Genomic DNA, 11993 nt, shown 5'->3' on the forward strand with positions numbered 1-11993 from the left:
GCCTTCCGTCGCGCGAGGCGCGGGCTTCGCGGCGGGCGGCGAGACGGGACGGACCTGCACGGGCGCGACGGCCGGCGCCAGGGGCGCGATGGCGGGAGCCAGCGGGGCGACGGAGGGCGCGATGGCGGGCAGCGGCGAGACGACGGCGGCGGGGGCCTCCGGCCTGCGCTGCAGGAGCATCATGTCGACGAGGGCGCGGCTGGCCGGGTCCAGTTCGTGGAACTGGAGGCCCATGCCGGGAGGGCCCGAGGGGTCTCCCACTTCGCGGATCCACCGGACATCGGCGGTGCCGTGGAGCACGCGCACGCCGCCGGCGATCTGCACCTCGAATTTGACGGGTGTCCCCACGGGCTGGGGGGTGCGCGAACGGATGAACATCCCGCCCGGGCTCAGGTTGGTGGCGAACTCCTCCGCGAAGCTCCCCACGCTTTCATGCTTGAGCTTCACCAACAGACCGACTGCCTTCCGGTCCGTGGTGCGCCTGCCTTGATCCATAACGCACCACCATCGCGGTACGCAGCGCCCGGCTCAAGAGGGTTTTGGGCCCTTGGTCGGTCGACCGGCCAATGGACGACGACAGGTGGGCCTGCGGCCTACCTGCACCTTCCTGTATCTTGTGGAGTCCCCGAGGAGCCTCATGAGCACTCTGCCTCTCACCGCCTCCGAGGCGCCACGCGCGGGCTGGCTCGTCGACCGCCGGCACGACCTGATTTCCACGGTGGGCGGTGCCTGCGCGAGCCTCGCTCTTGTCGGGCTTCACGTCTGGGGTGGCGTGAGCAGCCTGGCGTTGTGGTGGGCGTGGGTGCTGGTGCTGGACGGGCCGCACCTGTTCGCGACGGTGTCGCGCACGTACCTGGACGCGAGGGAGTGGAAGACGCGGCGCGGGTTGCTCTTGGGGAGCCTGGGGTGGTTCGCGCTGGGGCCCCTGTGCTTCGCGGTGTCGACGGTGGTGGGCAGCAAGCTGCCCTTCCTGTTGTTCCTCACGTTCGCCGCGCTGTGGGCGTACTGGCACGTGGTGCGACAGCACTACGGGCTGATGTCGCTGTACCAGCGCAAGGGTGGCGAGACGTCGCTCGTGGACCGGCGGCTCGACAGCGTGACGTTGTACGTGGGGGTGCTCGCGCCCTTCGTCGCGTTCGCGGTGACGCATCCGGGAGCGCGCAAGCAGTTGGGGCTGACGGGGACGCCCACGTGGGAGCCGGTGCTCGCGGCGGCGTGCTTCTCGCTGGTCCTCGCGGTGGGGGTGCTGAGCGCGGGGCGGCAGGTGTGGCGGTGGAGGACAGGGCAGCGGGTGAACGGGCCCAAGCTGTTGATGATGGGGGCCGCGGTGGGGTTGTCGGCGGTGGTGTTCTGGCCGTCGGTGTCGGCGCGGATGGACTTCATCATGTTCGCCGTGGCGGTGACGGCGTTCCACAACGTGCAGTACCACGGCGTCGTCTGGTTCTATCACCGCAATCGCTATCACTCACCGGGCGCGGATGCGGCGTCCTTCGGCTGGGCACCGAAGGTGAGTCAGCGCTTCCTCATCTACGCGGTGTGCGGCGTGGTCTTCACGTTGGTGTACCGGGGCGTGGGGTGTGGCTTTGGCGCGCATCCGGGCTGTGGCGGGTTCGACGCGAAGCTCGCGCTGGGAGCGGGCCTGACGCTGAGAGATTTCATGTCGGGCTTCATCTGGGGCTTCGCGCTGCACCACTACTACCTGGACCAGAAAATCTGGCGCGTGAGTCGCGACGCGGGGCTGCACAAGGATTTGAAGCTGGGCAGCGCGCCGCTCAGCAGCGGGCCTGGACCCACAGTCGCTTGAGCAGGCGCACCACCGTCTTTCGAGACACGCCGAGCACCTCGGCGACCTCGCCTTGCGTGTGTCCCTCGACGAAGTGCAGGCGGGCGGCGGTGAGGACCTGGGCAGGCGTGGAACGGACCATCCAACGCAAATCCCTGGCTGCCTCGACGCGCTGAAGGCTCTCGCCCCCATCATCGGAGCGGGCCTCACTTCCCAGTCGGGCGTGCCAGACCAGACGGCGCGCTCGCGCCCGGTACCGGTCCAGGGCCTTGTGCGTCACCATCTGGGACAGCAGCGTGAAGACCGACGCCTCTCCCCGATGCAGCTCCGGGCTGGCCAGCATGGCCAGGAAGACGTCCTGGAGCACGTCTTCGGATTCGTCCACGCCTCCGAGCAACGCCCGCGCCCGCTGACGCAAGGCCCGCCCATGTCGGAGATAGAGCTCACTCAACTCCAGACATGGGGGATATGCCCCCGCTGGGATTCGCCGCCGCGCTGGCGGAAAGGACATGGCTGACCACCCGGGTCGTCGGCGCACGGTTCGGAAACATGAAGCGTCACGACCGCATCGCGACCGGAGTCCACCTTCCACCAGCCAGTCGACGAAGACCTCTCTTCATAATCCAGACTGCAAGACATTGGCAAGACAGCCAGTCCCATGGATGACGGGCACGCTGTCCCAGGAAATCCATCTCGGGCGACAAAGGCTCCGCCTCCCGCTCCCTCCGGCTCGCAACCATATCCGGGGTATCTCAGACACCCCGAAGGACCTGTCTGACTCAGGCCGTATCCGGCGGGACTCCCCCAGCAAAAACATCCATGACCCGAGGGAGGCCGGGTCTGGGTTGGCCCTCAGGAGCCGTGCCTTGAAAAGTCCATGTTCTGAAGCGTCACGAGTCCGCGTGTTGTGCGCGGTCCTCGTCGTCGTCGCATCCGTGAGCTGCGGGGAAGAGCCGGAGCTCGCCCCGAAGGTCTCCGAGGAGACAAGCCTCACCACGAAGCGACAAGGGCTCTCCTCCGTGCGAGTGCCGCGCATGGTGGCGACAGGCGCCTATCACTCCCTGTTCCTGAAGAAGGACGGAGAGGTCTGGGCCTGGGGACAGAACTCGTTCGGACAGGTGGGGACGGGCAGCATCACCCCCGCGGCCCTGCCGCAGCCCACCCGGGTGTACGGGCTTCCCCCCATCAAGGCCGTCGCCGCCGGCACGGCCCACTCCCTGGCGCTGGATGTGGATGGACATGTCTGGACCTGGGGCCAGAATGCCTCAGGTCAAGCAGGGCTCGGGAACACAGGCGGCCTCGTGTTGGTGCCCACCCAGGTGCCCGGGCTGTCCAACATCCAGGCCATCGCGGCCAATGGCAGCTTCTGCCTGGCCCTGTCACTGGACGGACAGGTCTGGGCCTGGGGACAGAACGCCTCGGGACAGCTGGGCACGGGGGCCACGAGCGCATCGGTGCCCTCGCCCTTCCAGGTGACGCGACTGCCGACCATTCGCGCCATCGCCGCGGGCTTGAATCACACCCTCGCACTGGACGCGGACGGGCAGGTCTGGGCCTGGGGCTTCAATAGCGCCGGGCAGGTGGGCACCGGAAGCACCTCGCCCTCGATGGTGCTGACGCCCACGCGGGTGGCGGGAATTCCGCGCGCCAGGGCGATGGCCGCGGGAGCGGGCCACTCGCTCATCGTCGACGAGCAGTTCGGCAATGTGTGGGCCTGGGGCCAGAACACCTTCGGGCAGACAGGGACCGGCAGCGCTACCCCCACGCCCGTACTGTCGCCCTCGCCGGTAGGAGGCGTGTTCGCGGCCACGGCCATCGCGGCGGGCCACAACACGTCCACCGTCATCATGGGCAACGGCTTCGTGAAGGTGTGGGGCCACAACGCCTCGGGCCAGCTCGGCAATGGCACCACGGTGAACAGCGCCACGCCGGTGGACGCGACAGGGCTCACTGACGCCACCTCCATCTCCGCGGGAGCCCAGCATGTGGTGGCGGTGAGACCGGGATGCCCCGTGTGGGCCTGGGGCAACAACATCCATGGACAGCTCGGCACCAGCACCAGCACGTCCACCACGCCGACGACGACGCCCACGTCCACGCTGCTCACCAACACGTTCTATTTCGACGGGGACATGGATGGCTTCGGAGACGAGTTCTTCTTCGAGTCCGCCTGCACACCGTCTCCCGGTTTCGTGGAGGAGATCGACTGCGACGACTACATGCCCACCACCTACCCGGGCGCACCGGAGCAGTGCAACGGCGTGGATGACAGCTGTGACGGACAGGCGGACGACGGCAACCCGAGCGGCGGCGAGGGCTGCGCCACGGGACTGCCCGGCGTGTGCGCGGCGGGCACCACGGCCTGCACGCAAGGAAGCGTGGTCTGCACACAAAACCAGGCTGCGTCCACGGAGGCGTGCGACAGCCTGGACAATGACTGTGATGGACAGGCGGACGAGGAGAACCCTGGCGGCCTGGTGGCGTGCCCCACGGGTGCCCAGGGCGTCTGTGGTGACGGCGTGACGCACTGCTCCCATGGTGCCATCGAGTGCGTGCAGAAGCAGGCCGCCTCGTCGGAGACATGCGATGGCCTGGACAATGACTGCGACGGTCAGTCGGACGAGGAGCTCACCTTCCAGGCGTGGTACCGGGACCAGGATGGCGACAACTACGGCGTGACGTCCCAGTCGACGCAGGCGTGTGCTCGGCCCCTGGGCCATGCGCCGAACGCGGGTGACTGCGACGATGTCCAGCCGAGCCTGCACCCCGGCGCCACGGAGGTGTGCGACGCCGTGGACAACAACTGCGATGGACAGGCGGACGAAGGGCTGGCCACGCAGGCGTGGTATCGCGATCAGGACGGAGACGGCTTCGGCGCTGTCGGGCAGGCCGTCCAGGGTTGCCGTCAACCTCCCAGCCACGTGTCGAACGCGGTCGACTGCAACGACGGCGACGCGGCCATCAAGCCCGGTGGCAGCGAGGTCTGCGACAGCGTGGACAACGACTGCGACACCCAGGTCGACGAAGGCCTGATGAGCGCGTGGTACCGCGACGCGGATGGGGACGGTTACGGCAGCGCGGCGCAGTCGATGCAGGCCTGTGCGCGACCTTCCGGCTACGTGTCGAACGCCAGCGACTGCAACGACGGCAACGCGAGCATCCAGCCGGGCGCGACGGAGGCCTGTGACGGCGCCGACAACAATTGCAACGGCTCCGCTGACGAGGGCCTCGCCACCCAGACGTGGTACCGCGACGCCGATGGCGACGGGTACGGCATGGCCTCCAGCACCTCGCAGAAGTGCGACCAGCCCGCGGGGCACGTGTCGATTGCCGGTGACTGCAATGACACCAGCGCCAGCATCAGGCCGGGCGCGACGGAGACGTGCGACGCCGTGGACAACAACTGCGACGGCTCCACGGATGAAGGGGTGACGTCGACGTTCTATCGGGACGCGGATGGTGACGGTCACGGCAACGCGGGTCTGCCCACCCAGGCGTGCTCGCGGCCCGCTGGATACGTGACGGACACCACTGACTGCAACGACGCCAGCGCGAGCGTCCGTCCTGGCGCCTCGGAGGTCTGCGACTCGGTGGACAACAACTGCGACGGCGTCACTGACGAAGGCGTGACGTCGACTTTCTACCGGGACGCGGATGGTGACGGGTACGGCAACGCAAGCCAGCCGACACACGCTTGCGCCCAGCCCGGTGGGTACGCGGCGAACGCCAGCGACTGCAACGACACCAGCGCGAGCATCCGCCCCGGGGGCACGGAGGTCTGTGACGGTGCGGACAACAACTGCAACGGCGCCACCGACGAGGGCGTGCAGTCCACCTTCTACCGTGACGCCGATGGTGACGGGGCTGGCAACGCGGGCCTGCCGACCCAGGCCTGCTCGCGGCCCGGTGGTTATGTCGCGGATGCCACCGACTGCAACGACGCCAGCGCGAGCATTCGTCCCGGCGCCACGGAGGTCTGCGACTCGGTGGACAACAACTGCAACGGCGCCGCGGACGAGGGGGTGCAATCCACCTTCTATCGTGACGCCGACGGTGATGGGTATGGCAACGCGGGCCTGCCCACCCAGGCCTGCTCGCGGCCCGGTGGATATGTCTCGGATGCCACCGACTGCAACGACAGCAGCGCGAGCATCCGTCCCAGCGCCTCGGAGGTCTGCGACTCCGTGGACAACAACTGCAATGGGCAGGCGGATGAAGGCGTGATTCCCACGTGGTACCGGGATGCGGATGGCGATGGATACGGCGCCTCGAGCCTCTCCGCGTCCACCTGTGCCCGGCCCGGCGGCTACGTCGCGAACAGCTCCGACTGCGACGACGCCCGCTCGAATGTCTCTCCCGGGAGGACGGAGAGCTGCGACGGCTTGGACAACAACTGCAACGGCTCCGCGGACGAAGGCGTGCTGCTCACCTTCTATCGGGATGCGGATGCGGACGGCTACGGCAACCCCACCCTACCGACCGCCTCCTGCACCCAGCCTGGCGGCTATGTGGCGAACGCCGATGACTGCAGCGACTCCTCGGCGAGCCGGAATCCCGGAGCCGCGGAGATTTGCGACTTCGCCGACAACAACTGCAATGGGGAGGTGGATGAAGGAGCCCTGCGCAGGCTCTATCCGGACGCGGACCACGACGGCTACGGCTCCGCCAGCCATCCGGGCACGATGGGCTGCCTCATCCAGTTCCACACCACTCAAACCGGGGACTGCCACGACGGCAACCCCAACATCCACCCCAACGCGACGGAGACATGTGACTCCATGGACAACGACTGCGACAGCGCCGTGGATGAGGGGCTTGCCACCCAGACCTGGTACCGGGATGCGGATGGAGACGGCAATGGCAATTACAACATCTCCATCCAGGCCTGCGGCCAACCTTCTGGCTATGTCGACCTTGACTCTGACTGCGATGACTCGAACGGAGGCGTCTTCCCTGGCTCGATGGACATCTGCTACGACGGCCTCGACAACGATTGCAGCGGCATCGTGGACCAGTGGTGCGCGGAGTGTCCCTACATGCATGAGTGCGCACCCCAGATCCCCCCCTATTGATAGCCAATCACCAGGGGACCTTCCTGAACCGGGCTCAACTCAACGCCCCGTGACGCACGGATGAAATGAAGGGGCCGGCCTGTCTCGCCGGCCCCTTCTGGACTGAGCTGGCCACTCGACTCTCAAGAATCGGGCATACGACTCACGCCCATTCAATGACTTACGAAAACCCCGTCCCCGGGTGCTGGCCAGTTGAATCCTCGCAACGGAGGCCTAGCTTGGCTGCCCAAGCGGGTCTCGGTACGCCCGCGCCCACCCCCGGAGTTTCCATGTCGCGACGCACCAGCCTCTCCTTCCTGGCCATGCTCTCTGTCTTCACGTGTCTGTATGCGGGCGAGAGCTTCGCGCAGAACGCGCGCATCGGAACGGCCTCCGACGGCAACTACATCACCGTCCCCTCCGGCTCGGTGAATGACTGGGTCATCCACGTGTCCCCTCGGGACATGGGGTTCGAGGAGCCCGGCTCCGAGGGCGACAACGCACTCCTGAAGTTTGAGTGCTACGTGGTGCAGATCAACCAGTACACGTGGCAGGTCGTCGCCCGGTACAAGCTGCGCCCCTGGAACAACCGGGACGGCATCTGGCACAGCGGCACCGCCAACTACCTCCTCGTCCACAAGTAGGCCGGCGCCTGCTCACGAGCCACATCGAACTACATTTACAATCAAGGTTCTTGAGCAAGTCAGATAACAGCCGGGCAACAGGGCATGTCAGGGCCGTCGGGCAGGATGGCCCATCCGTGCGGAGCCGCGTGGACTCCGTTCACCAACCCCAGACACCCACTGCCCATGACACCCCATCATCGTACTCCCTTGCGCTTCGCGAGCGTGTTGCTCGCCTCCCTGGTCCTCTCACTGTTCGCGTGCGGAAGGGAGGACGACTCGGAGACGGCCCCGGACCGGATGCGGGGCGCGCAGGAAGCCCCCACTGTTGACCTGGAGCCGGGCTGCGGAGAGCCAGGCGACGACGCGGGAACTGACGCGGGCGTCGATGCCGGAACAGGGACCGAACCCGATGCCGGCCCCGCTGTCTGCGGTGATGCCCTCAAGCACCCCTCGGAGGAGTGCGACGACGGCAACAACGACCTGGGCGATGGCTGTACACCGCTGTGCACGCGCGAGCCTGTCTGCTCCAACGGAGTCTGCGAGAATGTGTGCGGCGACGGCCAGTTGAGGTCCGAGCAGTGCGATGACGGCAACACGCTCGCCAACGACGGTTGCTCGCCGACCTGCGAGTTCGAGCCGGGCTTCGTCTGCATGGCCGTCGACGACCTCCCTCCCGCGCAGCTGTCCCTCCCCATCGTCTACCGCGACTTCCGCGGGTACGACCTGCTCGCGACGGGCTCACTCCCCCGGGGCCACATCGACTTCGAGAACGCCCTCGGCAGTGAGAAGGGCATCGTGGCCACCACCCTGGATGCCCAGGGCAAACCCGTCTACGCGAAGACCTCCATGGCCTCCGCCACCACCCACGGCAAGGCGGCCTTCGACCAGTGGTTCCGAGACGTGCCCAACGTGAACCAGACCGTCATTGGCACCCTGGACCTCCCCCGGCAGGCCATTGGCCAATACCTGTTCGACGACCAGACCTTCTTCCCCCTGGACACAGCGGGCTGGGTGGCCTCCGGACACGAGCCTCTCCGGGCGGACAACAGCTCCCCCGCCCAGCTCCACAACTTCAACTTCACCAGCGAGACGCGCTACTGGTTCGAGTACCGGGGTGACGAGGTCCTCACCTTCCGTGGCGATGACGATGTCTGGGTGTTCATCAACGGCATCCTCGCGGTGGACCTGGGCGGAATCCACGCGGCCGAAACCGCCTCCCTCACCCTGTCACAGCGCGCAAGCCAGTTGGGCCTCATCGTGGGCGGCACCTACCAGCTCGCGGTGTTCCAGGCCGAGCGCCACACCCGGGCGTCTTCGTATCGGCTGGGGCTCAACAACTTCTTCCGTCCCTCGCGACGCACCCAGTGCGTGCCCGGGCCCGACCCGGAGCCCCTCTGCGGCAACGGCACCACGGACCCCGGTGAGCAGTGTGATGACGGCATCAACGACGGTGGCTACAGCCAGTGCGCCCCGGGCTGCGTCAGGGGTCCTCGCTGCGGCGATGGCATCGTTCACCTCGTCGAAGGGGAACAGTGCGATGACGGCAACCTCCGGAGCCTCGACGGCTGCAACGCCACCTGCCAGCTCGAACTGCCCTGAGCCATGAGCATCGCGTGAGCGGGCCGGTGTCACCCGACTCGACGGGCCCGCTCACCTCGCAGGTGCTTCGACGCCACGAACGCCGGTGCGGCTTCAGTCAGGCGAGAAGGACAGCTCAGCCACCCGGCCCGCTTCGAAGCGCACGATTCCCCAGTCAGAGTCGCCCCATCCCTGGTGGGTGTGCCGGTAGACCACGCTGTCCTTGAGCTCCAAGGCGCCACCCGGGCTCCGTCTGGCATCTCTCGCGTGCTCGCTCCCCATTCCATGAGGCGCTTCTGGCCGCACGTAGGGATTCGCGGGCCAGCCCGTTCCCTCGATGTAGCGGCCCATCACGGCTTCGACCTCACCGCGCGTCATGCCAATCCGAAGCAAGGAGAAGTCTCGGAGGAAGGGCTTGCGGGAGTTCCACTCGGTGAGGCGGATGCCCACCACGCCACCGACGAAGGCCACCAGGAGCCCCACACGGAACCCCCGGGGGGCCGACCGGGAGCCATAGACCCCGAGCCCCAATCCCAGACTGAGGATGACGGCATTCCAGGACAGCAGATACGACACCGCATCCACGGAGTCGCACAGCGCGAAGAAGCCAAGAAGGCCTCCCAGCAGCACGAGGGTGAGGAGCAGCTGCAGGTGTCGCCTCGGCATCATCAGCGAAGCTTACGGCGCCACCGATGCGGTGTCTTGTCCCCTGGGTGTGCCTCTACCGGGAGGACTGACAGGGCACGTCGGAGGAAGGGGCCGGCCTGCGGTCGTGCCGGCCCCTTCGCTTCGTCAGCGCACCCAGTTCACGTTGGAGATGGTGAACTTCGTTCCATCCTGCTTCTCCACGTTGGTGTACGGCAGGTACACCCGCGAGGAGAACGTGTTCGCCGCGGTGTCGATTTCGATGAGCCGCGTCGGGTTCGACGACCCGTCATGGTACGTGGTCAGCATCTGGTAGATTTTGTTCCCCTGCGTGCCGGTGACTTCGCTGTACGCCGCCGTGCCCACGTGCCCGGAGAAGATGAACCGCACGTTGGCGTACGGCTTGAGCGCGGTGTCGAACACGTACTGCGGGCTGTTGTTTCCATACCCGCCATTGCCCTGCTCGATGCCGCCCCCACTCGTCTGGTGCGAGTGCGTCAGCACGATGACGTTGTGACGCGGGTGCTGCTCCACGACGCTCTTCACCCAGTTGACCGCATTCGTCCGCGCCCAGAGTTCCACGTTGATGACCAGCCAGTTCAGCCCGCCCGCCGTGAAGGTGTGATAGGCATTGTCGCACTTGCCCGCCTCGAACACGCCCGCCAGCGCGCGGAACCGCGTCGTCGGAAAGTACGTGTTGAAGGTGGTGGTGTTGCGGAGGTTCGCATTCACATTGCCAGGGCACGCGCTGCCACCGGGGCACGTCGCCGCGGTGTCATGGTTGCCAATGGCGATGGCATAGGGAATCTGCGCGGCATCCAGCTTCTGGAACGCGTTGCTCGCCCGAACGTACTGGATGTGGTCCGCCGTGTCCCAGTTCGCCATGTCGCCCGTGTGGCCCACGAAGCGGATGTCGAGCGCGTCCTTGTTATCCGCCAGCCACTGCATCCGGTGGTCAATCAGCGTGGACTGCGAGATGAGCTCGTTCTGCGTGTCCGGGATGATGACCAGGGTGAACTTCGTGTCCACGGGCTGCGCCGTCGTGGGCGCCGCGTGGAACTTGATGCCCTCGTCCACCCACCCCGCCGCGCTCAGCGCCGAGCGCTCCGCCGCCGTCGTCGCGAAGCGGTGCTTGCGCAGCGTGTCGTTCGCATAGCGATAGACAGGGACCAGGCACGGCTCCGCCGTCGTCGACGCGAAGAAGCCCGTCCCCTCGTCCGTGGTGAACCCGCCCTGCGTCGCGAGCTGCTGCTTCTCCGCCGCGTCGATGGTCCAGAAGTGCTCGTTCCGGCTCGGGCTGTACAACCGATACACCGTGGACAGGCCCGGGCCCGCGACGGCGGCGGCGCGGAAGGCCACGCCCCGGTCATCGGTGTAGCCGTAGTTCGTCGCGGCGCTGGCCGCCTCGTTCGCGTTGAGCGTGTAGAGGCTGTCGCCGTTGCTCGCCCGGATGCGGTGATACACCGGCGCGCTCATGGCGGCGCAGTCCAGCGCGGCCTTGCTGGAAGCGGTCTCGGATACCTCGTCGGGTGACGTGCCGCCGCCACAGGCTGACAGCACGCCCCACAGCGACAGGGATGCAACGACTCTCAAGGGACTCATGGTGTCTCTTTCCAGGATGGGATGAAAACAGGGCTCGTCGGCTTCACTTCTGCTTTTACCGCGAAGTACCGAATTCCGGCCCTGGCTATCACTTGAGTTCCATCCCAGGAACTCCATGTGTCCGACTGCGAGCAACACACAACACCGTCACGACGGAGCAGTGAGCAATGTCTCTCGAATTTTACACAAACATCCGAGCAACCCCGAGCGTGCGCATGGCACCTGAGGTCCGCTTCAGATTGATGCGGAGACGTGGAGGGACGCTCGCGGGCGAACGTCCGGGCCCACTCACTCCGGCGTCACCACCCGCAGGAACGCGTCCTGGTTCCACCCGTCCCCGCCGCCATCACGCTGCCAGCCCGCGACGGCCAGTCCGCGCCCGGGCACCATCGCGAGCCCCGTCACCGCGAGCGAGCACTCGCCGCTCGCGCAGCCTTCCACCGGGAGCTTCCGCTCGCCCTGCTGCGTCCCATCCGCCGCGTAGCGCGTGAGCACGTCACCGCACGCCACCATCACCGCGCCCGCGCCATCCACCGCCGCCGCGACACCCTCCGACGCCTGGGCGCCGCACTCCGGCTGCTTCAGCCAGCGCACCTCGCCCTCCGCGCCCACGCCGAGCACGAACGGCCCTTGAGTCCCCAGCGACGTGCCGCCCCACACGAGCAGGCCCGTGAAGTCCCCCGCCACCGTCACCGCGCCCTCCGGCCC

At 67.2% G+C, this 11993-nt stretch carries 8 protein-coding genes and 1 pseudogene; 4 read left to right on the forward strand and 5 right to left on the reverse strand.

Annotated elements, in window-relative coordinates:
• Positions 1-495: TIGR02266 family protein (locus tag HR086_RS38445; protein WP_174468114.1), on the reverse strand; the 495-nt coding region annotated here is incomplete at its 3' end.
• A gap of 142 nt (positions 496-637) precedes the next feature.
• On the opposite strand from HR086_RS38445, the gene HR086_RS38450 reads away from it, so the two are divergent.
• Positions 638-1804, forward strand: coding sequence for a hypothetical protein (locus tag HR086_RS38450; protein ID WP_174468115.1), 1167 nt, complete (start codon positions 638-640; stop codon positions 1802-1804).
• Here HR086_RS38450 and HR086_RS38455 read toward each other — a convergent pair.
• A complete protein-coding gene (locus HR086_RS38455) occupies positions 1773-2294 on the reverse strand; it encodes an RNA polymerase sigma factor (RefSeq protein ID WP_174454216.1) in 522 nt (173 codons plus the stop codon). The genes HR086_RS38450 and HR086_RS38455 overlap by 32 nt on opposite strands.
• Before the next feature lie 391 nt (positions 2295-2685).
• On the opposite strand from HR086_RS38455, the gene HR086_RS38460 reads away from it, so the two are divergent.
• The 3 genes from HR086_RS38460 to HR086_RS38470 all read left to right on the forward strand — a co-directional run bounded on the left by HR086_RS38460 (position 2686) and on the right by HR086_RS38470 (position 9059).
• Positions 2686-6855 carry a MopE-related protein gene (locus tag HR086_RS38460; RefSeq protein ID WP_174468116.1) on the forward strand — a complete coding sequence of 1390 codons (4170 nt, stop codon included), beginning with the start codon at positions 2686-2688 and terminating at the stop codon, positions 6853-6855.
• A 269-nt stretch (positions 6856-7124) separates the two neighbouring features.
• A complete protein-coding gene (locus tag HR086_RS38465; RefSeq protein WP_174468117.1) occupies positions 7125-7478 on the forward strand; it encodes a hypothetical protein in 354 nt (117 codons plus the stop codon).
• A 165-nt stretch (positions 7479-7643) separates the two neighbouring features.
• On the forward strand, positions 7644-9059 hold the full coding sequence (locus tag HR086_RS38470) for a fibro-slime domain-containing protein (protein WP_174454213.1): 1416 nt from the start codon (positions 7644-7646) through the stop codon (positions 9057-9059).
• Positions 9060-9152: 93 nt separating this feature from the next.
• Here the strand turns inward: HR086_RS38470 and HR086_RS38475 are convergent, their stop codons facing one another.
• The 3 genes and pseudogenes from HR086_RS38475 to HR086_RS38485 all read right to left on the reverse strand — a co-directional run.
• Complete coding sequence (locus tag HR086_RS38475; protein WP_174454212.1) at positions 9153-9707, reverse strand: hypothetical protein; 555 nt, start codon at positions 9705-9707, stop codon at positions 9153-9155.
• 123 nt (positions 9708-9830) lie between these two features.
• Entirely contained in the window at positions 9831-11285 is a 1455-nt protein-coding gene (locus HR086_RS38480) for a metallophosphoesterase (RefSeq protein ID WP_174454211.1), read from the reverse strand.
• 288 nt (positions 11286-11573) lie between these two features.
• Positions 11574-11993 (reverse strand): annotated as a pseudogene (locus HR086_RS38485) (hypothetical protein); the annotation flags it as partial.

Origin of the sequence: Myxococcus sp. CA039A (assembly GCF_013336645.1) — a bacterium.
In the GTDB taxonomy this organism is placed as follows: domain Bacteria; phylum Myxococcota; class Myxococcia; order Myxococcales; family Myxococcaceae; genus Myxococcus; species Myxococcus llanfairpwllgwyngyllgogerychwyrndrobwllllantysiliogogogochensis.